Annotated in this window: 26 protein-coding genes and 1 tRNA gene; 22 read left to right on the plus strand and 5 right to left on the minus strand. The window is 39.9% G+C overall.

Annotated features, from left to right (window positions below; translation table 11 throughout):
• Positions 1–59: 59 nt before the first annotated feature.
• The 7 genes from xerA (at position 60) to FZD51_RS14980 (ending at position 8,312) form a co-directional block, all read left to right on the plus strand.
• Positions 60–1,049: a site-specific tyrosine recombinase/integron integrase gene (xerA, locus tag FZD51_RS14950; RefSeq protein WP_148975510.1), complete on the plus strand. Its 990-nt coding sequence runs from the start codon at positions 60–62 to the stop codon at positions 1,047–1,049.
• Between the two features lie 53 nt (positions 1,050–1,102).
• Complete coding sequence (locus FZD51_RS14955) at positions 1,103–2,068, plus strand: hypothetical protein (protein WP_148975511.1); 966 nt, start codon at positions 1,103–1,105, stop codon at positions 2,066–2,068.
• 89 nt (positions 2,069–2,157) lie between these two features.
• A complete protein-coding gene (locus tag FZD51_RS14960) occupies positions 2,158–2,874 on the plus strand; it encodes a M23 family metallopeptidase (RefSeq protein ID WP_262380945.1) in 717 nt (238 codons plus the stop codon).
• Positions 2,875–2,886: 12 nt separating this feature from the next.
• Positions 2,887–6,858, plus strand: coding sequence for a hypothetical protein (locus tag FZD51_RS14965; protein WP_148975513.1), 3,972 nt, complete (start codon positions 2,887–2,889; stop codon positions 6,856–6,858).
• Between the two features lie 13 nt (positions 6,859–6,871).
• Positions 6,872–7,192: a hypothetical protein gene (locus FZD51_RS14970; protein WP_148975514.1), complete on the plus strand. Its 321-nt coding sequence runs from the start codon at positions 6,872–6,874 to the stop codon at positions 7,190–7,192.
• Positions 7,193–7,218: 26 nt separating this feature from the next.
• On the plus strand, positions 7,219–7,617 hold the full coding sequence (locus FZD51_RS14975) for a phage holin family protein (protein WP_420886261.1): 399 nt from the start codon (positions 7,219–7,221) through the stop codon (positions 7,615–7,617).
• The gene (locus tag FZD51_RS14980) at positions 7,614–8,312 is read left to right on the plus strand and encodes a M15 family metallopeptidase (RefSeq protein WP_148975516.1); all 699 of its coding nucleotides are present in this window, start codon (positions 7,614–7,616) and stop codon (positions 8,310–8,312) included. The genes FZD51_RS14975 and FZD51_RS14980 overlap by 4 nt, the downstream gene beginning before the upstream one ends.
• Before the next feature lie 30 nt (positions 8,313–8,342).
• Here FZD51_RS14980 and FZD51_RS14985 read toward each other — a convergent pair whose 3' ends face one another.
• Both FZD51_RS14985 and FZD51_RS14990 read right to left on the minus strand, forming a co-directional pair.
• Entirely contained in the window at positions 8,343–8,705 is a 363-nt protein-coding gene (locus FZD51_RS14985; protein WP_148975517.1) for a hypothetical protein, read from the minus strand.
• 92 nt (positions 8,706–8,797) lie between these two features.
• Complete coding sequence (locus FZD51_RS14990; RefSeq protein WP_262380925.1) at positions 8,798–9,010, minus strand: helix-turn-helix transcriptional regulator; 213 nt, start codon at positions 9,008–9,010, stop codon at positions 8,798–8,800.
• A 249-nt stretch (positions 9,011–9,259) separates the two neighbouring features.
• Here FZD51_RS14990 and FZD51_RS14995 point away from each other — a divergent pair, with 249 nt between their 5' ends.
• The 7 genes from FZD51_RS14995 to FZD51_RS15020 all read left to right on the plus strand — a co-directional run bounded on the left by FZD51_RS14995 (position 9,260) and on the right by FZD51_RS15020 (position 12,749).
• Entirely contained in the window at positions 9,260–9,454 is a 195-nt protein-coding gene (locus FZD51_RS14995) for a hypothetical protein (protein ID WP_148975518.1), read from the plus strand.
• Entirely contained in the window at positions 9,433–9,765 is a 333-nt protein-coding gene (locus FZD51_RS15000) for a hypothetical protein (protein WP_148975519.1), read from the plus strand. Before FZD51_RS14995 ends, FZD51_RS15000 begins: the two co-directional genes overlap by 22 nt.
• A complete protein-coding gene (locus tag FZD51_RS15005; RefSeq protein WP_148975520.1) occupies positions 9,765–10,952 on the plus strand; it encodes an FtsK/SpoIIIE domain-containing protein in 1,188 nt (395 codons plus the stop codon). Before FZD51_RS15000 ends, FZD51_RS15005 begins: the two co-directional genes overlap by 1 nt.
• Positions 10,953–10,964: 12 nt before the next feature.
• Entirely contained in the window at positions 10,965–11,675 is a 711-nt protein-coding gene (locus FZD51_RS15010; protein ID WP_148975521.1) for a replication-relaxation family protein, read from the plus strand.
• A 67-nt stretch (positions 11,676–11,742) separates the two neighbouring features.
• Positions 11,743–11,874 carry a hypothetical protein gene (locus tag FZD51_RS26665; RefSeq protein ID WP_262380926.1) on the plus strand — a complete coding sequence of 44 codons (132 nt, stop codon included), beginning with the start codon at positions 11,743–11,745 and terminating at the stop codon, positions 11,872–11,874.
• Between the two features lie 65 nt (positions 11,875–11,939).
• Entirely contained in the window at positions 11,940–12,143 is a 204-nt protein-coding gene (locus FZD51_RS15015) for a hypothetical protein (protein WP_148975522.1), read from the plus strand.
• A 408-nt stretch (positions 12,144–12,551) separates the two neighbouring features.
• Positions 12,552–12,749, plus strand: a complete 198-nt coding sequence (locus FZD51_RS15020) for a hypothetical protein (protein ID WP_148975523.1) — start codon at positions 12,552–12,554, stop codon at positions 12,747–12,749.
• A 45-nt stretch (positions 12,750–12,794) separates the two neighbouring features.
• On the opposite strand, the gene FZD51_RS15025 is transcribed toward FZD51_RS15020, so the two are convergent.
• Positions 12,795–13,064 carry a hypothetical protein gene (locus FZD51_RS15025; protein WP_148975524.1) on the minus strand — a complete coding sequence of 90 codons (270 nt, stop codon included), beginning with the start codon at positions 13,062–13,064 and terminating at the stop codon, positions 12,795–12,797.
• A gap of 204 nt (positions 13,065–13,268) precedes the next feature.
• Here FZD51_RS15025 and FZD51_RS15030 point away from each other — a divergent pair, with 204 nt between their 5' ends.
• Together FZD51_RS15030 and FZD51_RS15035 are read left to right on the plus strand one after the other, a co-directional pair.
• A complete protein-coding gene (locus tag FZD51_RS15030) occupies positions 13,269–15,032 on the plus strand; it encodes an ABC transporter transmembrane domain-containing protein (protein ID WP_148975525.1) in 1,764 nt (587 codons plus the stop codon).
• On the plus strand, positions 15,022–16,821 hold the full coding sequence (locus tag FZD51_RS15035; RefSeq protein ID WP_148975526.1) for an ABC transporter ATP-binding protein: 1,800 nt from the start codon (positions 15,022–15,024) through the stop codon (positions 16,819–16,821). The genes FZD51_RS15030 and FZD51_RS15035 overlap by 11 nt, the downstream gene beginning before the upstream one ends.
• Before the next feature lie 49 nt (positions 16,822–16,870).
• On the opposite strand, the gene FZD51_RS15040 is transcribed toward FZD51_RS15035, so the two are convergent.
• Positions 16,871–17,044 carry an aspartyl-phosphate phosphatase Spo0E family protein gene (locus FZD51_RS15040; RefSeq protein WP_009790949.1) on the minus strand — a complete coding sequence of 58 codons (174 nt, stop codon included), beginning with the start codon at positions 17,042–17,044 and terminating at the stop codon, positions 16,871–16,873.
• Between the two features lie 322 nt (positions 17,045–17,366).
• Between FZD51_RS15040 and FZD51_RS15045 the strand changes: the two genes are divergently transcribed.
• The 3 genes from FZD51_RS15045 to FZD51_RS15055 all read left to right on the plus strand — a co-directional run bounded on the left by FZD51_RS15045 (position 17,367) and on the right by FZD51_RS15055 (position 19,293).
• Entirely contained in the window at positions 17,367–18,074 is a 708-nt protein-coding gene (locus FZD51_RS15045; protein WP_148975527.1) for a cytochrome c biogenesis CcdA family protein, read from the plus strand.
• A gap of 229 nt (positions 18,075–18,303) precedes the next feature.
• The gene (locus FZD51_RS15050; RefSeq protein ID WP_148975528.1) at positions 18,304–18,663 is read left to right on the plus strand and encodes a response regulator; all 360 of its coding nucleotides are present in this window, start codon (positions 18,304–18,306) and stop codon (positions 18,661–18,663) included.
• A 135-nt stretch (positions 18,664–18,798) separates the two neighbouring features.
• Positions 18,799–19,293 carry a CcdC family protein gene (locus FZD51_RS15055; protein WP_148975529.1) on the plus strand — a complete coding sequence of 165 codons (495 nt, stop codon included), beginning with the start codon at positions 18,799–18,801 and terminating at the stop codon, positions 19,291–19,293.
• Positions 19,294–19,374: 81 nt separating this feature from the next.
• Here FZD51_RS15055 and FZD51_RS15060 read toward each other — a convergent pair whose 3' ends face one another.
• Positions 19,375–19,809: a DUF2621 domain-containing protein gene (locus tag FZD51_RS15060; protein WP_148975530.1), complete on the minus strand. Its 435-nt coding sequence runs from the start codon at positions 19,807–19,809 to the stop codon at positions 19,375–19,377.
• Between the two features lie 160 nt (positions 19,810–19,969).
• Between FZD51_RS15060 and FZD51_RS15065 the strand changes: the two genes are divergently transcribed.
• The 3 genes from FZD51_RS15065 to FZD51_RS15075 all read left to right on the plus strand — a co-directional run bounded on the left by FZD51_RS15065 (position 19,970) and on the right by FZD51_RS15075 (position 22,511).
• A complete protein-coding gene (locus FZD51_RS15065) occupies positions 19,970–20,314 on the plus strand; it encodes a hypothetical protein (protein WP_148975531.1) in 345 nt (114 codons plus the stop codon).
• A gap of 80 nt (positions 20,315–20,394) precedes the next feature.
• Positions 20,395–20,491 (plus strand) — tRNA-Sec (locus FZD51_RS15070).
• A 244-nt stretch (positions 20,492–20,735) separates the two neighbouring features.
• Complete coding sequence (locus FZD51_RS15075; protein WP_148975532.1) at positions 20,736–22,511, plus strand: AIPR family protein; 1,776 nt, start codon at positions 20,736–20,738, stop codon at positions 22,509–22,511.
• The last annotated feature ends 51 nt before the right edge of the window (positions 22,512–22,562 follow it).

The following is a 22,562-nucleotide window of genomic DNA, read 5'->3' on the forward strand; positions in this document are numbered from 1 at the left end:
GTGTATTATATTATACTCAAACTATCAATACGTTATTCGTATCAAATTAGGAGGTAATCATGAATAATTCAAGCGAGCAATTACTAACCGATGTCGTTGGATATATCTCTGAATTAGTGCCTATCAATGTGGATGACGTTAGAAATCGACTTTCCGTAATTACATCTAAATACCATGTTCAAAGGGTTGAAGAAGATGAAACTCATCCAGACCTTTATGAAAAAATAAGCTTCTTCTTATCAACTAAGAAACTCGAAGGTTTAAGTTCTATAACTCTTGAAGGATATGATTTAGAGTTAAAGCTTTTCGCTGAAAAGATAAAAAAGAAAGCAGAAAATGTTTCTGCTGCTGACATTAGGGTGTACTTAGGTTCTTTGCAAGGATTGAAGATGAGTACAATCGGAAGGAAGTTATCCGTCTTAAAAAGTTTCTTTTCTTGGCTTGCTTCAGAAGAAATCATTCCAAGAGATCCCACAGCTAAATTAAAGTCACCAAAAACGGAAAAGAGGATGCCTAAGGCTCTAACTATTGAAGAGCTTGAATTGCTTAGAGAAAGCTGTCAAACGGTTCGGCAGAGGGCATTTATCGAAGTTCTTTATGCTACAGGATGTAGGCTATCTGAAATTCATCAGCTAGATAGAAACAGCATCAATATTCAATCTATGTCCACCAATGTAGTTGGAAAAGGCAATAAAGAGAGAGAAGTGTACTTCTCATTTAAAGCTATGTACCATCTGAGAAAATATCTTGGGACAAGGACTGATGATTGTGAAGCATTGATGGTCACACACAGGAAACCATACAGGAGGCTTACTAAGCGAGGCATTCAGAGGGAAATAGCCGCAATCGCAAAAAATGCAGGGTTACAAAGCAAGGTAAGTCCACACGTATTAAGACATACCTTCGCCAGTTTAACATTAAATAACGGAGCTGAAATCACGGCTGTTCAAGAGCTTCTTGGGCACAGTAGTCCTGATACAACGCTCAGATACGCTCGCATTACTGAAGAGAGAAAAAGAGAACAACATAAAAAACATTTGGTTTTATAAGACTAGCATTTTGCTGGTCTTTTTATTTTAGCCATTTTTAAAGGAGTGAAAGTATGGCAATTGATCCAAGGACTCAGGCACTAATCAAACAAAAGGCTGAAAGTGGTCAAAAATTAGCAGTAGTAACGCCTGAGAAGCAAAAGCTGTATGATACCTATCAGCAGAACATGAACAACTTGATTCAGCAGAAAGTGTACTCTGGTCAATCGTTAGATAAGCCAAATGAGTACAAGAACAATCTTTATCAGCAGTATCAACAACAGCCGATAAACGACATGTTCAATCAACAGAAAAGTTACCTTGAGAACATGTACAATCAGCAAAAAGAATCACAACTTGCTCAGATACGTGCTCAACGTGATCAGGCTGTTGGTCAATTGAATCAGCAAAAGACACAAGTTGCTCCACAATATCAAGATAAAAGGAATCAGTCTGATGTTGTAAATGCACAAAATGTCCAGCGATTAAAAGAAGTAATCGCTGCTGCTGGCCTTACATCTAGTGGAGAGAATGTTTCTGCCAATGTAGCAATGAATAATGAACGTGCTAACGCCATTAACTCATTGAACCTACAGGAACAACAAACCATGAATGACATTGACCGTCAGATTTCTGATTTGAATAATCCTGCTTCTGAACAGGCTTTGATTGCATCTATTGAAGCTCAGAAGTCACAGGCGTTATTTGATGCCTTTAACCGTTCTCAGGATGTCGGGTATCAACAATACCGTGATAAAGTTTCAGATAATCGTTATCAGAATGAGTTTGAATACAAGAAAGAAATTGATAAACGTGATTACGAATACACGAGACGTCTTAATTCACAAGATAAAGCATGGAGAGAATACGTCTATAGGAACATGTCTGCATCTGAGAAAGCTCAAATGGATTGGGCTAAACAGCAACATGGTGAAGATAAAGCTTGGCAGATGTATCAACTCGAATACAACGGAAATCTGGCATTATCTCAATCACAAGCTGAAATGGATTATTATAATGCCTTGGGTTTTCTACCGTAAACGGAGGGGGGTATGATAAGTACAAGATAACTTCAGGATATGGAACTAGGAATGATCCTATTTCAGGCCAGAAAGCTTTCCATAATGGAATTGACATAGCAATGCCTAAAGGTGCTCCAGTAACTGCTACAGTAGGTGGAACAGTTGTCTTTGCTGATTTTGGCGAAAAAGGTTCGGGCTATGGTGGATACGGCAATACAGTAGCGGTTAAAGATGCTAATGGAAATATACATAGATATGCCCACTTGGATAGCATCAAAGTTAAATTGGGTCAAAAGGTTCCTGCGGGAGCTTTATTAGGTGGGGCAGGTAGTACAGGTAAATCTACAGGAAATCACCTTGACTATGGTGTAACTACTGCTAATGGAAGTTCCATTGATCCAACAGCTTATATAAAAGGTATGCCTACTAACAATACTGCTGCTAAACAACCTGCCAGCGGAAGTACATACAAGAATACTTACAAGACAACTTACCAAGCTTTAAAGACGCCAACATATCAAACTTATAAGCAGCATCTTGCCCAGGCGTTACAGTCAGGTAAGATTCCTGCAAATTGGGTTGTTGGATTGACTGAATTGATTGGACGGGAATCTTCTTGGAATCCTTCAGCACAAAACGATATAAGTTCTGCATTCGGATATGGTCAGTTTATTGACAAGACTCGTGCTGCTTATGAAAAGAAGACAGGGTTGAAATACAATGATCCAGTTAACCAAATTATTATGACTGCTCAGTATGTTAAAGATAGATACGGCTCACCTGAAAAAGCATTAGTGTTTTGGGATAAACACAATTATTACTAAAGGGGTGGTTAAGTGGCTTCAAATTTTAATTCATCGAAATACAAACAGTTATTTGAACAAAGATTTGGGAAAGGCTCGTATGATGCGGGTCTTTCCAAAGCTAGAGAAATTGGTGCTACAAAAGCCCAAGCAGCATTTGCTAAACAGGAAGCCGATGCAAGGTTAAAAGCATTAAAGAAAGCTCAAGAGGAATATTTAAAGCAACTTGAAGAGCAAGAGACATATGGCGGAGTTAGCAAGGAAACTTTTGAAGTTCGATTGAAGGAACAGGGGAAAATTACAGCACAGCAAGAAAAAGCACAGGCTCAAGGTCGTGGTGGACATCTGCCAACTCGTGAAAATCAAATGAAAGAGAAGAAAAAGACAGATAGTGCAAAGGTTGATATTACTAAGTTAACTCCTTATCAGAAGCAGAAAAGGGGTCTTACTCCTTCTTGGGATGAGAAAAAGGATGATAAGAAGAAAAAGAGTGTACTTGGTAAAATTGGTGATTTCCTAACAAGTAAAGACGTAGATAATGATGGTGAACGTGATGGATTGCTTGGAGCTATAGACCGTTTTGTTGTTCCTATTTCTAAGGGTGCGACAGATTCAATTATTCCGGGGAATACTGAAAGAATGTCTAAAAACAATCCTGATAACCCTGTAGTCAAGGCTGCTCAGAAGGATAGGGGATTGGAAACGGATATTCTGAATGCTGCAGGTATGATTGGTGCTTTTGCTGCTCCATATTCAGGAGCTTACAAGGCTGCTAATTTAGCAGTGAACAAAGTTCCTAAGCTTGCTAACATTGCTAATCCATATGCTAAAAAGGCTGTTACAGGAGCATTAGCTGGTGGTATGGCTGAAGCTGGAATATCTGCAACAAATGAATTAGCAAACTCTGAAGCTAACGACATGAGGGATTATGCTATCCGTACAGGTCTAGGTATTGCTGGTGGAGCTATTTTAGATCCTGCTTTACATGGAATTGCCAACATTATTAAGCGTGGAAGAGTACCTAAAGGAAATACTAGTGAGGAATCTCTATTAGGCTTACCTGAACCACAAAAAGCACTTCCTGAGCCTCAATTAAGACTATCAGAGCCTAGAAAAGTTACTCCTTCCCTTGATGCCTTAAACAACACATTTAAACGTCCTACTGGTCTAAATAACCCTATTCCACCGATGCCAAAAGCTTTAAGTCAACCTTTAACAAGGAATCGTCTTGAATCACAAGGGTTAAACTTTGGATTTAACACGAAGAATGCTCCACAGGCTAGAAAAGACTTATCACCTGTCACTGCATCAATTGATCCTATGAATAGGAATCAGGCTTATTGGCAGGGCAGATATGAGGAATTCGCAAAGCAAGTTAATGCTCGACATGACTTGAATTCCTTAACACCTGAAGCACTTGAAGACTTATGGAGTTCTTTTGCAAGGTATGATGAACCTGTAAAACTTGAAGATGTAGTTGATTTAGCTTATCCGAAAGGTTTTGAAGCTCCTCCTGTTGTTAAAGAACCTGCTAGAACAATTAAGGATGACTTAAAAGAAGACCCACGTATCAATGATATGGTTAAAGGGTTATTTCCTAAAGTTAATTCAGAGCCTAAAATTTCTCGTCCTGCAAATCTAGATGAAATGGTTCGGAGGCTGGAGGAGATTGCGCCAAAAAAGGGACAACAGTCTCAAGGTACTCCTGATGTGACTGAAAGACTGTTACAAAGATTGAATCCTGAGGCAGCTGCAGCAGTTGAGCAAGTAAAACCGACATCAGAAAAAATTAAAGCTGGGAAAGATTTTGAAGCTATTGAACCTGCAATGGTTGAAAGTGAACCACCTTTATTAAGGGCAGATGATCCAATTACTGATATGACATTTGATCCTAAGAAAATGAAGGATATTTCAGGATTTAAAGCAGCCACAACGGATGTTTATCGCATTTTCAGGGATGCCTTTGGTAAAGACTATGAGACTGTTGGAAAGCCAATTGTAAACAAACTTGATTCTGCTAAAGGTCAGTATGTAAACATGCAGCAACAATGGTTGAATAAATTGAAAACTGAAGTTGTAGACAAATTGGGTATTAAAAAGGGAAGTAAAGAATCAGCACTTGTTCAGCGATATGGTGAAAAGAAAATGACATTGGATGAGTTAAAAGCAGCTTCACCTGACAAATGGAAAGACATTGTTAAAGCTGATCAATGGTTCCGTCAATCTTATGACAATATTTACGAAGGTGTTAATAAGGCTAGGCAAACGGCTTACCCTAATAGTCCTGATAAACAAGTTCCTAAACTTGATAATTACTATCGTCACTTTAGGGAAATGAATGGTCTGACTGGTTTGAAGAATATCTTTGATTCACCTTCACAGATTGACCCTCATTTAGCAGGGATGTCACAGCATACAAATCCTAGTAGTAAATGGCATAGTTTCATGCAAAAACGAGGAATGGGGCCATATAAAGAGGACGCTGTTGGAGGTTTCTTGGAATACATACCGGGTGCTTCGTTCGCAACAAATATTGATCCAGTGATACCTGTTTTTAAAAACCTGCGTAGGCAATTAGCAGATGGTACAGAAGATTCAAGAAATATTAACAATTTCATTGAATTCCTGTATAATTACTCTAATGACTTGGCAGGAAAAACCAATCCATACTTTGACAGAAACCTTCAGCAATTAGTTGGAAGGAAAACGATGTCTGTATTGAATTGGGTAAACAATCGAGTTAAAAAGAACGTTATTTTAGGTAACGTTGGATCTGTCTTAGCTCAGATGGCTAATATTCCGAATGGAGTAGCATTTGCAAAGCAATATTCTGTAAAAGGTGCTTCGAGGACACTAACATCAATATTCGATAAAAATGCACCAATTCACAAGTCAGATTTCCTTAAAGAGCGTTACTTAGGTAAATTGTTCAGGGAATTTGATCAAAGGTTAATTGATCAGCCTGAGAAGTTAGCAGGTTGGTTGATTGAAACAACAGACAGAGTTGGTTCTTCATTTGTTTGGAATTCTGTTTATGAAAAAGGATTGAAGCAAGGTGTTCAGAATCCAATTAAATATGCAGATGATGAAACAAGGAAGTTAATTGCAGGTCGAGGAGTTGGCGAAGTTCCTTTACTCCAAAAAGCTAAAACTACTCAATTGGTAATGCCCTTTACACTGGAAGTAGCTAACCTTTGGAAAGTAATTGGAGATATGGGTAAAAAGAAAGATTTTGGTGGAATTGCCACTCTCTTTGTAGCTAACTACATCCTTAATAAGGGTATGGAAGAAACAAGAGGTTCTGCAGTTACTTTTGATCCAATTGATGCATTAGCTGATGCCTTAGGTAATGATGAATTGAGCAATACTCAAAAAGCAGGAAGGGTAGTTGGAGAAGTTTTAACAAACGTCCCACTAGGTCAGCATATTGCTGGGTTATATCCTGAATATGGAGAGGTTCTTAATATCAAAGGCCCAACAAGAGCAGAATTATTTGGAGAAAGAGATCCTCAAAGATTTGGTACTGGATTGGTCGCAGCTAACAGTGTAAATGATGCTTTATTTAAGTTTGCACTTCCATTTGGTGGGAATCAGTTAAAGAAAACACTTAGTGGAATAGATGCGATTAACAATGAAGGTTCTTACAAGAAAGATTCTCCAGTAAGTATTCCTATGCTTGGAGATAATGAGAAGTTGAAATATCCGGTTGATCCTAACCTTTGGAATAACACTAAAGGTTTATTATTTGGTGCAGGTGCTTTTAATGAGGCCAGGGACTACTATGATGAAAGACGTAGACCATTAAGCGAAAACCAAACAGCAGAATATGAGGATGCAAAACTTACTGGAACAGAGCAAGAGTATTATAAAAATCTCATGTCCGAACGAAAAGTAAAGACGATTGAGAATAAGATAAAGGAAGTAGAAAAAGATAAATCTTTATCTGATAAAGAAAAAATGCAAAAGATCATGAAGTATTATCAGGAATTACAATCGCTTCAATAGGGAGATGGTCTTTTTGGTTGAAAATGCATTTATGGTGGCGTTAGCATTATTAGTTTTAATGCTGCCGTTATACATTTTTGGGAAGTTTAATGAAAAGTGGCAGAAGAGGATTAAATATCTTTTCTGGACAATAGTTTGGACTTACCCAATTTTCTATCTGATTCACTTCTTTAACCCTGAAGAATTTTGGCCTATAGTTTTATTCTTAGGTGGAGTATTCCTCATTACTGCCATTCAATTCTTCTGGGAAGGTGGATTCAGAGTACATGGAAAAGGTGACGATGATCCATCAGGAAACAGTAATGTAAATAAGAATTTCACAGATATCATGTAGAGGGCTGAATAATCAGTCCTCTTTTTATTTTGGAGGTGGAAATTATGATAATTGGAGCAAACTTAGAAGTATTTCATGCTTACTTGTTTGGCAGCGTAAAATACTTAGACCTGCTTTTCGTTTTAATGATAGTTGATATTGTAACAGGAGTCGCAAAAGCATATAAGGAAGGGAAGCTGAGAAGTCGTACAGCATGGTTCGGTTATGCAAGGAAGTTAGGAATCTTCGGAGCTATAATTCTTGCCAATGTAATTGATGTTGTATTGGATCTTAAAGGCTCTGTAGCATTTGTTACAGTGCTTTTTTATATTGCCAATGAAGGCTTATCAATACTCGAAAACCTTACTCAACTAGGTGTTAAAGTCCCTTCATTCATTAAGGACAAATTACTTGTTATTCAACAAGAAAAGGGTGATAAAGAGTGAATTTAGAACAATTACTCGCCAAAGCAGAACCTAAACTATCCCTTATACATCCAGAGTTACGCTTAAAGGCTCGTGAGCTAATTACACGGGCTTTTAATATGGGGATTTATGTTGTAATTACACAAGGCTTAAGGACGATTGCTGAACAGAATGCATTGTATGCACAAGGTAGAACTGCTCCGGGTGAAATAGTGACTAACGCTGTCGGCGGAAGTTCGTACCACAATTTTGGACTTGCGTTTGATTTTGCAATTGCTAATAGTAACGGAACGGTTATCTATTGGAATACTAACGTTGATACGAACAAAGACAGGCAAAAGGATTGGTATCAAGTAGGTAAGATTGGTCAGGATTTAAAAATGGAATGGGGAGGCGCATGGAGTGGCTTCCGTGATATACCTCATTTCCAGCTGACATACGGCCTATCTTGTGCTGATTTAAGGAATGGAAAGAAACCACCTGTATTTAAGGCAGCAGTCGAAGAAGAAAAGGAGAGTGTACGCATGTATAAACCAAGTAGAGTATTCTTAGATGACACTAAAACTGTATTGGCTCGTTTTGAGAATAAAGGAGAAAAAAGCATTGATAAGGTACATAGGGAAAAGTTGAACAATGGTGAACTGTCTCTAGACGATGCTGTTGGACTCCTATTCCATGCGATTAAAGAAGAAATGATACAAGGTAGTAAAAAGTAATAATAAAGCCCTTCACTTAATTGTGAGGGGCTATCCTTCTAATGCTACATTTCTATTTAAATTTTCAGTATGACAATGTTTACACTTTTCAGCATCAACTTTAATTCGTTCTTTGCAATTAGGACACTTTTTAGATAATTTTAGTCTTCTATCAATGAAGTAGATTACGATAATTGCTGGAACATATAGCAAAATTGATTGATCAGGGGTTAATCCCCAAAAATCTCCCCAGAATAAAGCAAAGATAATCGACAAACCTAGTGAAAAGTTTAGGTTTTTGTTGATACTCCATCTATATCTTGTAATAGTTGCAAGGAAAAAGGAAAACAAAGAAAATACAATCCACGCACCCACCAATGAACCGATAATACTGCCTACAGTTTCAAGTATCATGATATCCTCCTGATTTGTTTATAGGAGAATTATATCACTGAATAATACCTAAAATCACCAATAATTTGAATTTATTCCCAATACAAAATAAACTAATATTCTTCTTCTTTTATCACTTCATAAAGATCATCAATTTTAACCTCAAGTAGTTCAGCAAGTTCAAACATTTCAGGAACTGAAGGATAACTTTTTCCTGTTGCCCAGTTACTGATCGTGTTTCTGGATTTATTAAACTTCTTTCTTATGTACTCTCTTTTGTAGGGGGATTCATCAATTAACTGTCCAATTTTACTTCTAATTTCCATATACCTCACCCAATGATTAATTCTACAAACGCTACTAATTATCCTTTCCCAATTTTTCTGAGATATTTTGCACAATATTTCTTGGAAGACAGGCAATAATATAGTCATTTGCCCATACAATGCAGTATCAGCAAATGAATCAGCAAATATATTTCCAAATTAATTGCAGCCAAATACATTAATAGTCCGTTGGAAATGAATACAGCCATATTTGCAAATTCATTTAGAGAGAGGCAGGAGTGATAACGGATGGCGAACGATAAAGCGAGAATTATAAAAGATGATTTAACTGAATACTCAGAAACAGTTTTGCAGGCATTCTGGTATGAAATCATGGTGAAATTTGAACGAGAAGAGTCCGAAGAACTCATAACAATGTTGGAAATAGTTGAAGGGGAACTAAAGAAGAGGAGTGAGGAGAAATGTTTAGTCACAACAAAATAGAGACAATTCCTTTTCGTGAATTCCTTGCCCGGACACACACGATAGAAGAAAAGTCTCTGATGCCATTATACGGCTTTATGGGACTTGATATGCACGCTCAATCAATAATGCCTATTAACTCCTTTAATGCTCCTTATACATGCGTTTTCATTGTTGCAGGAGTAGTTATCCTATCCACATTGATTGAAAAAACATTGATAAATAAAGGTAAATTTAGCACGGCAGAAAGAGTTGCATCAATGACAAGTTTCCTGCTACCTGTTGCATTCTACAGCTTCCTCATATTCGGAATTACAAAGGTGTTTTACTGATGTTCGGTAAGTATATCCTTAAAAGTAAATTACACGACTGCTTCAGGGCTGCTGAATTATGTCTAACTTATAAGCATAATAATCACACTCAATACATCTACCCTACAATCAATTCTATCCTGAGAAAACCAAACAAAACGTTGATTATCTTCAACTTATTAAATGGCACTGATCCAAAGCTAGTCAAAAAGAAAGAGTTTGTTTTTATGCAGTATTTCGGGAAGAATATCGAGTTAAAAGGCGACTTGAAAAAATACGTTTTGACCATCTATAAAAAAAATTCGCAGCAAGATTCTATTCTGTACGATTACAACTTTATAAAGGAACAGATAGACGAAAAGGGATATTTATTCCCAATCGTTGCAGGTATGGATAGGAGTAATAATTTTCACATGTATGATGCCACTAATAACCCTAATCTGCTTATATTCGGGCAGCCAGGATCGGGGAAAAGTTCTATATTACATGTAATTCACTCTACATTAATTCAGAAGTATTCTGCAGAAGAATTACACATCTATATGGCAGACTTCAAGATGAGCGAGTTTAACGTGTATGAAGGTGTAAAGCATGTTAAATCTGTTTGCTATTTGGCGAAAGAATTAGCACCAGTATTAACACACTTGAAAAATGAATTAGCTAAAAGAGGGGAGCTACTGAAGCAGAATAAAGTTAGGCACATTAACAAGCTACCTAAGGATAAGAAGCCACCATACATTCTTTTGACTATAGATGAATTTGTAATGATTAAAGATGATGACATTATGGCTGATTTGCTGCAGGTCTGTTCACTCGGAAGGGCATATGGGATCTATGTAATTTTGTCTATGCAGCGACCATCACACAAAATATTAAGTACGGATGTAAGGGGAGTTATATCTGTCAGAATGGGCTTTAGAACAGTTGATAAAACTAACGCCAAGATAGGGGAGACTCCGGGTTCTGAGAAGATAAGCAAGGAAGATCCGGGTAGATTTTTACTGAACCTAGATGAGCTAATTGAATTGAAATCTCCATACTTGGATGAGGATGCAACGGAAAAGATACTGGATGTTTTCAAGGTTGATAAGTGGAAGAATCATGACTTTAAGATTACTCAGGGTCAAAGAGAACCTAAACAGTCAGCAGTTCAGGTTGAACCACCGTCTGCGCCAGAGGAAAATAAAGAAATCGACTTATTTCTATAGGGGGAGTAATTCATGAAGAAAAGGGATTTAGAGATATTGAAGTCATTAGAAAAATTCAAAGTACTTTCATCTGGTCAAATTGCTGAGTTACATTTCAAAGAGAATGCCTACCCACAAGTAACAGCCAACCGTGTACTCAAACGATTAAGAAATAGTCAGTATATCATTGCAGACACTAACCGATCATTCCAGCAGTACCTTTACTACAATAATCCAGCACCAATAAAAATTAATAGCCAGAAAACTGACCACTATCTGATGATTGCTCAGGGATTCATTGATATGCAAAGATATTCAGATATCAAGGAATATCAGATTGAGCCTAAGATTGAAAATGCCGACTTTATACCTGATGTAAAAGCCTCTTGGCTAGATAATGAATGGTACATTGAGTTTCAGAATAGCCTGTACAGCACTAAGCAACTTTACGACAAACTAAGTAGGTATGTTACCTATTACAATAAAGGACTATGGAAGAATGAAAGGGTGCTGATTGTTGGGAAAATTAATATGAAATTTAATCCTGATGACTATCCTTTTAAGGTAAAACAGGTGCATTGTATTGATGACCTCAGAGACACCATTAAAACTTTTAAGGAGCTACAGTATTCTAAATTTAAAGGGAATGTTAAGCAACTTGTTAAAACGCCTGTGTCGGTCTCTAACGCAGTCTCAGAGCCTGTTATAAAGAGTCAGAATGGCGTTATAAAGTTTTCTTTCTAAATTTAATGGATAAAAAAGGAAAACTACTCTTCTATATAGAATTTATAGGTAGAAGGGAGTGGGTGATATGACACAAGTTGAAGCACGCACCCTAGAGATAACAAAAGATGACGTTGATAACCTATTGGAGTTAATGGATCAGCACTTGGATAGTGAGCTTAAAAGGATGAATTATGAGGTGCTTTTAAAAATATTGTGACGGAATAATCAGGAAGGAATATAGGAGAAATTGTCGAATATACAGATGGAAAGCGAGGTGATTTCATGGAGTGGGTTCTTGATTTAGATGGAAGAACATTAGTTGAATCAGAAGCCTTAGAAATGAAACCGGAAAGAGTGGTTTCAGTTAGCAAGTATGATGATGGTACATGGATTAAATTTATTCATGAAGCAGGAAAAGTAAGAATGGAGTCAAACAAAACTTTAGAACTACAGGCTGACGGAAGGACATTGAAGATTCAAGGTTGATTAACCAGCACTGCTCTATAAAAGGAGTAGTGCTTTTTATTTTTCCTTCTATTATATAGTATGAAAGATTAGCCACTATTTGATAGAAAAGGTTAGACAATCTAGTAAATATACGGTATATTTTTCTTAGTAGAAAAAGTTGTTACGTGTAGTTAACAAAACGTTGATATAACAGTATTTATTCGTATTATTTACTGTTAAAGACTTTAACCATCCCAGAAGAAAATCAATCAGATGATGTCTGCCATGAACAAGCAGTCCGGCAAGTAAGGCTTACATAGGACTGCTGGTTGTAATAGAATCTATTACTGGGCCATCACTGTACATCAAGAAAGCCGCTTTTTCTGTGATCATGACAGAGGAAGCGGCTTTTTAGATAAATATAGTAAATGTTAAGCTGAGGGTAACATGAAAAAATACAGATTGAAAACCGGCTTTAACGGCAGATTCAAACCTGGTACAGTATTCTGGCTGATTGCTGAATCCGAATTTATCGGCATTAAGGAATATGTCCTGCGGACGAAAGACCTTGAGCACCGGATCCAAATTTCAGAAGAAGAGCTGATAAAGCATTTTGTGCGTCTTTATGACGGAAACGGAAGCTGATAGAGGACAAGCACCTGGGTGACAGGGATACTTGTCCTCTTTTTATTATTCTTCCGGCGTGGATGTGAAAACGGAAAATCCGTAGATGCCGAAATCAAGAAGAGTCACGAGCTGAAAGCCGTTAGCCAGAAGACATTCTGATGCCGGGCCATAAAGGGCTCCTGTTTCAAGTGTCTCAAGGCAGGCTTCTGCATCATTTCCCAGAACAGTCGCCTGGGAAATCCTTCTCAGTGATACAGGACTTAATGGGTTCCGGAACCAGCAGACTGTTACGACAGTCGGAAGGCTTGGCAAAGATGGAATACCAGCAGACATTTAAACACCTCTTTTCCTTTTTATCTCTATAGTTAATGCTTGTACGCTCCAACTTGTCCCTGCCAATGTCACGGATTCAGATAAATGATGAATTTGTCTTTAGTGTGACCCTTGAAAAATCTTTCTTATTTTTAAAATATTTGATAAACTATTTGGAGCATAATGGAGGAAAATTCAGGAACATGAGAGCCGGGGGAAGCAAGCATGAAAGTATTTGCAGATTTAATGTGGTTTTTTAAGCAAGAGAAGAAATCGTATGTGACAGGGATTTTCCTGCTGCTGTTTGTAGCATTCCTGCAGCTGATTCCGCCAAAAGTCATCGGGATTGTGGTTGATCATATCAAAAACGATACTTTGACCAGCGGCCTTCTTGTCAACTGGCTCCTGATATTGATCGGAGCCGCACTCATGATGTACATATTGCGCTATTATTGGCGGATCATGATTTTCGGGTCTGCCGTCAAGCTGTCCAGGCAGCTGAGGAACAGGCTGTACCGGCATTTTACAGAAATGCCGCAATCGTTTTACCAAAGAAGGCGGGTCGGGGACCTGATGGCTCATGCGACAAATGACCTGCAGGCGGTCCAGCAGACGGCCGGCTCAGGCGTTTTGACCCTTGTCGATTCGCTTGCCACAGGCGGATTTGTCATTATCGCCATGGCTGCGACCATCAGCTGGAAGCTGACGCTCATCTGCCTGATCCCGATGCCTCTCATGGCGATTTTGACCAGCTGGTATGGGACGCTCCTCCATAAGCGCTTCCATGGGGCACAGGAAGCTTTTTCTGCTTTAAATGATAAGACACAGGAGAGCATCACAGGCATCAAGGTCATTAAGACCTTTGGCCAGGAAAAAGAAGATATAGAGGATTTCCGCAAGCAATCACATGATGTGGTGGAGAAAAATATTTCAGTGGCCAAGGTAGATTCACTATTCGATCCAACAATCAGCATCATCGTCGGGGTTTCGTTTTTCCTGTCAGTCGCTTTTGGTGCCGGATATGTGATTTCAGGCGAATTGACGATCGGGGAACTGGTTTCATTTACAACTTATCTGGGCCTTTTGATTTGGCCGATGCTTGCCTTTGGCTGGCTCTTTAACATAGTCGAAAGAGGGCGGGCTTCTAATGACCGGATCATGAGCCTGCTTGCCGAAAAGGCAGAGGTGGCTGACAAGGAGGGGGCCCTCGCAAGCGTGCCGAGCGGGGATCTTGTTTATGATATCAATAAATTTCATTACCCTAACGAGGAAAAACCTGTCCTCAAAGACATCCATTTTCAACTGAAAAGAGGGGAAACCCTTGGAATCGTCGGGAAGACAGGTGCCGGGAAAACAACGCTCCTAAAGCTATTGATCAGGGAATTTGACGGTTTTGAAGGTGATGTCCGCTTTGGCAGCCACTCAGTCAATGATTATACGCTCGAAAAGCTGCATGAGGCCATTGGCTATGTGCCGCAGGATCATTTCCTTTTTTCAGCCACGGTTGCAGAAAATATCGCCTTTGCGAATCCTTCCTCTGAGCGGGAGGAAGTATTCAAGGCAGCAAATCTTGCCAATATCCATGAAGATATCCTTCAATTTACGGAAGGCTACGAAACGGTTGTCGGTGAGCGAGGCGTTTCCTTGTCTGGCGGGCAGAAGCAGCGGATTTCCATTGCCAGGGCGCTCATGATGGACCCGGAAGTGCTGATCCTGGATGACTCCCTGTCAGCAGTTGATGCGAAGACAGAGGAAGCCATCCTGAACGGCCTCAGGAAAAACAGGGCAGGCAAGACGACCATCATCACCGCCCACCGCCTGAGTGCGATTCAGCATGCCAATCTGATCCTTGTGCTCGATGAGGGCAGGATCGCGCAAAAAGGCACACACGACGAGCTGATGGAAGAAGAAGGCTGGTATAAGAGCATGTATCTCCGCCAGCAGCTTGAAGAACTTGTAGAGCACGGAGGCAGAAATCATGGAGCATAACCAGCAGGATATCAATAAGAAAGAACAGCGGACCGTCCTATACCGGCTCCTTGCTTATACAAAGCCGCATAAAGCAACGCTTATCTTCGCCTTCAGCCTGCTGCTGCTGACAACGATCGGCGATATCATGGGGCCGATCCTTGTCAAAATATTCATTGATGATTATCTGACCCCAAGGAATCTGTCATTTGAGCCTTTATTCCTGCTCGGTGCAGGCTATATCGGCATCCAGATCATGAATGTCCTGATCTCTTATTTCCAGCTGCTCAAGTTCCAGGAGATCGCTTTAAAAATCATTCAGCAGCTGCGGATCGACGTTTTTTCAAAGGTGCAGTCGCTCGGCCTGAAATATTTCGACCAGACGCCGGCCGGAAGCATCGTCTCTCGCGTCACAAATGATACAGAGGCCATCAAGGATATGTTTGTCAGCGTACTGGTCATCTTCATCCAGAGCGGCTTCCTCCTGATCGGGATATTCATCGCGATGTTTGCCCTGAATGTCCAGCTGGCCTTATTCTGTCTGGTGATCCTGCCGATCATCTTTATGATCATGCAGATGTACCGCAAATACAGCTCGCGCTTTTATCAGGATATGAGAGAAAGGCTCAGCCAGCTCAATGCGAAGCTCAGCGAGTCGCTCCAGGGAATGGGGATCATCCAGGTGTTCAGGCAGGAAAAGCGCCTGCGCAAAGAGTTCGCAGACATCAACCAAAAGCATTATGATGCAGGGATGAGGAACATCAAGGTCGATGGGCTGCTCCTCAGGCCGGCAATCGATCTTGTCTATACACTTGCGCTTGTAATAGTCCTGGGCTTTTTCGGGATCACCTCATTCAGCAATCCGATTGAAGTCGGGGTCTTGTTCGCGTTTGTCAGCTATCTGGACCGCTTTTTCGAGCCGGTCAACAATATGATGCAGCGGCTTTCCATGTACCAGCAGGCCATCATTGCAGGCTCGAGGGTCTTCAGGCTCCTGGATGAAGAAGAGCTTGCGCCCGCGCAGAAGGAAGAGAAGCTTTCAATCGGGGATGGACAGATTGAATTCAAGGATGTCAGCTTTTCGTATGATGGGAAGCGGGATGTGCTGAAAAACATCAGCTTTACTAGCAAGCCGGGCGAAACAGTGGCGCTGGTTGGCCATACAGGAAGCGGAAAGAGCTCGATCATCAATTTGATGATGAGATTTTACGAATTCTCAAGGGGCGACATTCTGATTGACGGGCAGTCGATTAAGTCTTATCCAAGGGAAGAGCTGAGGGAAAAGCTTGGCCTTGTCCTCCAGGATCCTTTCCTGTTTTATGGAACGGTCAAGGACAATATCCGCCTCCATGATAAGGAGATGACCGATAAGGAAATAGAAGAAGCTGCCCATTTCGTTCAGGCGCATACCTTCATTGAGAAGCTTGATGACCGCTACGATCACAAGGTGGTTGAGAGGGGCTCGACCTTCTCCAGCGGACAGAGGCAGCTGATCGCTTTCGCACGGACGATTGCAGCCAACCCGAAAATCCTTGTGCTCGATGAAGCGACCGCCAATATCGATACTGAGACAGAAGAGGCCATCCAGACGGCCCTGGAAAAGATGAGGAAGGGGCGCACAACCATTGCCATCGCCCACAGGCTTTCCACCATCCAGGATGCCGAATTGATCCTTGTCCTTCATCAGGGGGAAATCGTTGAACGGGGCACCCACCAGGAACTGCTCGCATTAAAAGGCTTGTACCATAAAATGTACCTGCTGCAGAATGGCTCAGTCGATAGGGTGGAAGACGCAGTCGGCAATGCTTAGCAGACAAAATAAAAACAGCTTGGGCTTATATAGCTTCCAAGCTGTTTTTCTATTGTGTCTGAACTTTTTTTATAAAAATACGGTTATATTCGTTCAAGAGATGGTCAAGCTCCTGACTGTACTTAATCGCAGCAGTTGAATGCAGGCCATTTTTCATGGCGACTTGGATTAGTTCAGCCCGCTTATTCTCAATCAGAGACAGTAATTCTTGTTTTCCTGCCACGGCTGATAGTCCTTTCCTGTGGATTTAAAAGAGGCACCATTTTATTATTGTCCTTATGTATGTTTCCAAATCAAAACCATGTAAAAACATGAAAGATTATAACAAATAATGTTAGTTACTCATACAGTATATCGAATAATGGTAATTAATTCAAAAGAAAGTTTCCCGGATATGACAAAAACATTATCAAAATTATAACATGTCCTTTATATGTTTTTAATATAGTTATTGTAGGTCACAAAGTGTTCACAGGGTGTCCATTATCTTTCTTGGCGAGATTTTGTTAAAATGGTAAAGAATCAAGGAAAAGTAGGTGTCTTGAATGACAGATGTCAATATATTCATCGCCCTTGGAGCGGGCTTCCTGAGCTTCATTTCTCCCTGCTGCCTGCCATTGTATCCCGCATTCTTATCATACATAACCGGCATGTCAGTGGGCGAGCTTAAAGAAGAAAACGCGATGCTGCAGAAGCGCAGCATGCTGCATACCCTTTTCTTCCTGCTCGGGTTCTGCATTATTTTCATTGCCCTCGGCTTTGGGGGATCTTTTATCGGAAGAATATTCAGCGATCATAATGATCTGATCAGGCAGATCGGAGCCATATTCATCGTCATTTTCGGATTGATGGTTGTAGGCGTTTTTAAGCCGGAGGCGCTTATGAAGGAAAGGCGTTTGGAATTCAAGAACAGGCCTGGCGGCTACCTGGGTTCAGTCCTGATCGGCCTTGCCTTTGCAGCCGGCTGGACGCCATGCACAGGACCGATCCTTATGTCGGTATGGGCGCTCGCTGCTTCTAATCCCGGCTCAGGCCTTGTGTATATGATCGCCTATTCACTCGGATTTGCGATTCCATTCTTCGTGCTGTCGTTCTTTATCGGCAAAATGCAATGGATCCGCCGCAATAACGTGAAAATCATGAAGATCGGCGGCTATGTGATGATTGTCATGGGTATTGTGCTGTTCTTTGACTGGATGACACAGATCATTTCATTATTCACAGCTATGTTTGGCGGATTTAAAGGCTTCTAAAGGACGGCCCGGCGAAATTGCCGGGTCTTCTTTTATATTTCCATCATTTACAACTTGAAAAATGAAGAAAAAGCGAAATTTGTCGGATTCTATGGATTGAATTCTCCCTCATATTCCGTTATATTGAAATATGTGCTCTTTTATCTGAAACTGTTTTTTGACGTGTGTAAATATAGAAAGATACATAATAATAGATTGATTTCTGTTGCAGTGTCGAGGGGGAACCAGCATGGCAAGAATATTAATTGTAGATGACGCAAAATTCATGAGACTCACCTTAACCGGCATCTTAAAGAAAGCCGAACATGAAATCGTCGGGGAGGCCGAAAACGGCCGCGAAGCAATTGACCTTTACCGCGAGCTCAAGCCGGAGCTTGTAACCATGGATATCACCATGCCGGAGATGAGCGGCCTGGAAGCCATGAAGGAAATCAAACAGGAATTTCCTGAAGCCAAGGTAGTCATGTGCTCAGCGATGGGCCAGCAGAAGATGGTCGTTGAAGCCATCGAAGCCGGCGCCAAAGATTTTATTGTAAAGCCATTTGATGAAGGCCGCGTGCTCGATGCAGTCAACCGGGTCCTCAGCTGACCCAAAGCCATTTAAGCCTGCTTAAATGGCTTTTCTTTTTGCACCGATGTCCAAAGTCCTGAAAAATATTTTCTAAACAGAGGAATTTAGGATATAATATAATGGTAAATATTAAACATAAAAAGGATGAATGCTATGAACATGGTTGTAGCTTCTTCGATCGGAGCCATCTGCATGGCTGTATTTGTCATGTTCATCCGGATGCGGGCAGCCAAGAAACCTGCTTCAGCCAAAAAGATCATCTTGCCGCCGCTATTCATGAGCACGGGCGCATTGATGTTCGTCTTTCCGTACTTTCGCGTCACACCGCTTGAGATATTAGAAGCTGCCGGAGTCGGCATGCTGTTTTCAATCCTGTTGATCAAAACCTCGGCATTTGAAGTGCGTGATAATGATATTTTCTTAAAAAGATCAAAGGCCTTTGCCTTTATCCTGGTCGGCCTTCTTGTCGTCCGGATTGTGGCCAAGCTGATCCTCAGCTCCTCGATCGACGTCGGACAGCTGAGCGGCATGTTCTGGATCCTTGCTTTCGGCATGATCGTCCCTTGGCGGATCGCCATGTACCTGAACTACAAAAAGATCTACAATGAGCTCAATGGTACATCATTGGATACAAAGACAACCGTATAAACAGTGAAAACATCGAACTCGCTTTCGGTGTTTTTTATTGGGCAAAAATGAAAAACCATTCCACGTACAGCAGAATGGTTTCTAGAATAAATGCTCATAAGGAGCCATATCAATTTGTCTTTCAGTCAGTTTGCGGCGCAGGAATTTATGGTCACGCTTTGGAGTCGCCTGAATATAACCGCGGATGATAAGATCCTCCGTAATGCGCTTCGCCTTCTCATTCAATGCCAGCTCGCCGATCTTCCCGGCAATCTTCTGCCGAGCCACATCACGGAAAAGCTCAGGCACCGGACTCACCAAATCCTCCAAGAGCACCTTCTGATCCTGGGCCCATAAGCTCCTCGTCTTATCCACATAATGCTCTTCCCAATCAAGGATCGACTTCCCATCCTCTTTAGGCATCCGCTTCAAAAACTTCCGGAACATAAAAAAGCCGCCGATCGCAAACAGTGATACCAGCACAACCACCCAAAACAAAATAAATACCAAAAACCAGCCAGTAAGCTCTGTTGTCATTCTATTCACCTACATTACATTCTCTTATTTAATTTTATTATAAGCATATGAAGGGAAGGAGACAAGCCGAATCCTGTATAAAAAGTGAAACATAGGGGAAATGGCCAAGCCATAAAAACTTAATTGATGGTACAATAAGGAAAAAGAGGAGGAGAACATAATGGAAAGCAGAAGCAGTCTTCAGCAGGAAAAAGAAAAGCTTCAAAAACAAAAGGATGGGCTATTATTGCAGATTTTCCTGCGCATCGCTCTTCTCGTGGCAGCAGGTATCGCCTATGGACTCTTCATGAGCTTTTTCAGGCCTATTGAAGGAGCCGTCGAAACCATCATCTTCTTTGTCCTGGCAGCACTGGCCGTCTTTCTATGGATCCGCTTCATGGTGCAGCTTTTCCGGGTATACAAGGTGCAATTTGAAATTAACAAGAATAATAAAAAGCTGCTGAAAATGATTGCGGAAGATGACCAGGCGCAGAATAAAGGCAAAGGAACCGGCAGCTGGAGCTAAAGGCTTGAAAATTCAGCTCAAATCCGGCATAATATCATTATTGCCAAATAACAAGAGCAGCACATAACTGCTTTACTCACGGGGCTGAATGGGGTACTGGTGTCCCTCACGGTCTTCAAAACCGCTCGTGACCTGCGTGCCAGGTCAGCTGGGTTCGATTCCCAGGCGGTCCCGCCATAATATACATATTAGTGCCGTACAGTTGGTGAGACTGTGCGGTTTTTTGTAGTTTACTGCTTTAATGTGTGTGGGGTCAGGCCCCTGACTTTGTTCAACAAATTTTTATAATTTTTTTTGTAATTCTACAATCACAAAACGATAGGGAGGACGATTATAAAAAATAGTCAATAATAGTAACTTCGACAAACTTTTTATTATAAGGTAAAATTATACTAAAAATGAAAATTTCGGAGGGGTTTAAATGTTAGAGAACATCTCTAATGATTATCAGGGTTTATATAATTCGTATTATCAAAGGATATGTGAAGAAGTGATAGAAATAAAGAATAAGATTGATTATGAAAAGAAGAGTCAGGCATTTGCACATTGGTATCTCCACAACGTAGAAGGCTTCAATGAGAACATAGTTCAAGAATCAATAACAGACGGTCATAATGACTGGGGAATTGATGCTGTTATAATTGATGATGATAACGAGTTAATTAATATATATCAATTTAAATTTCCTGATAAGGAAGAAAATATATCAAAAAAAATAACACAGGAAGATGTATCAAGTTTTCTCCGAGGTTACAATATCTGTTCGAGTGGCAAAGTGCCTTCAAATGCAAATGAGGAATTAAGACTCAAAGTAGCAGAGATTAATGAAAGTAACATTTTCTCTTTTAGATTAACTTTTGTATCCTATACTGATAATTTGAGTGAAACAGCTGAAATAACCTTACAAACAGAATTAGAGAAGATTAAAGGAACAGGGAATAATCTGGATTGGGTACTTTTAGATAAAAAAGACTTAACTGATATCCTTTATGAAAAAGGTAAATTTCAGCAAGAATTTACAGTTGAGTTACAACAATTTGGAACAAGCACGGGCGTATTAATGGATGAGGATTCGACAACCTATACTATTTATGCTTCCTTACAGCAACTAGCAGATCTCTGTGAAAAATATCAAAGTGTAATTTTTGATGAGAACGTCAGACTTTTTCACGGAATAGAAAATAAATTCAATAAGGGAATTATTGAAACTGCATCTGGAAATGATGTGAGTCACTTCCATTTGTACAATAACGGAATAGTTATTGTATCTCCCAAAGTTCAAAACTCTGATCTTAGAAAAATTATTAAAATAAAAAATCCAATGGTTGTAAATGGCTGTCAAACTATGAATAGTCTATTAGAAGCTAAAAACCAAGGAACATTAAAAGAAGGATTAGTTCAGGTAACTATTATAGATATTAAAGATTCGGTCATTAAACAAAATATTTCGATATACTTGAATTCACAAACAGAAATAAAAGATAGTTATTTAATATCTAACTTGCCAATTATAAGGACCCTGGAAGATGACTTAAAAAGAATGGGTTATTTTTTTGAAAGACAAGCTAATAATCTGGATTTATTGAAAAAACGCCTTAGTAGGAAAGAAAAAACCCAGCTTTTAGGTGTCAACAATAGCAAGGCAATACAACTTGATTTAGCAATACAACTACAGGCTAGTTTTTATGAGGGATTAGCCCCGGTAGCGAAGTTGAATAAAGCAAAACTGTTTGAACGAAAAAATTTAGAAACAATTCTAAAAAATATTAATGCCTCAAGGGTGGCATTTGCTTTTGAAATCTATAATAAAATGATGGAGAAGATTAGCGAGTATAGGAGTTATAAACGAAATAAGAAAAACAGAAATATTCTAAAATACCTTGATATTAAAGGTAAAGAAATAAATGACTACTCCTTTTTAAACACCGGTGATTTCTTTATTTTATCTACATTTTCTGCTATAAGTCAAAAGCGTTTCGGTAAACTACCTGTAATAGGTGAAAAGGGAAAAGTCAACTTTAATTTATGGTCTGAAGAGGTTGAACAAGCTTTTGATGACATATTTAAAGAAAGTGTACAAATTATGTATGAGTGTCTTTCGGAAGATTCAAGTGGAAAGCAAGTTGCAACACTAACGAAAAGTCAAGCCTTTCATAAGGCACTTATTCAAAAAGTTAACCACCGATATGAAGAATAAAGATTATTTGCCCTTCTAAATTAGGAGGGCTTTTTATATGAGTTAACCTAA

This window comes from Bacillus infantis, assembly GCF_008180445.1.
Classification (GTDB): domain Bacteria; phylum Bacillota; class Bacilli; order Bacillales; family Cytobacillaceae; genus Bacillus_AB; species Bacillus_AB infantis_B.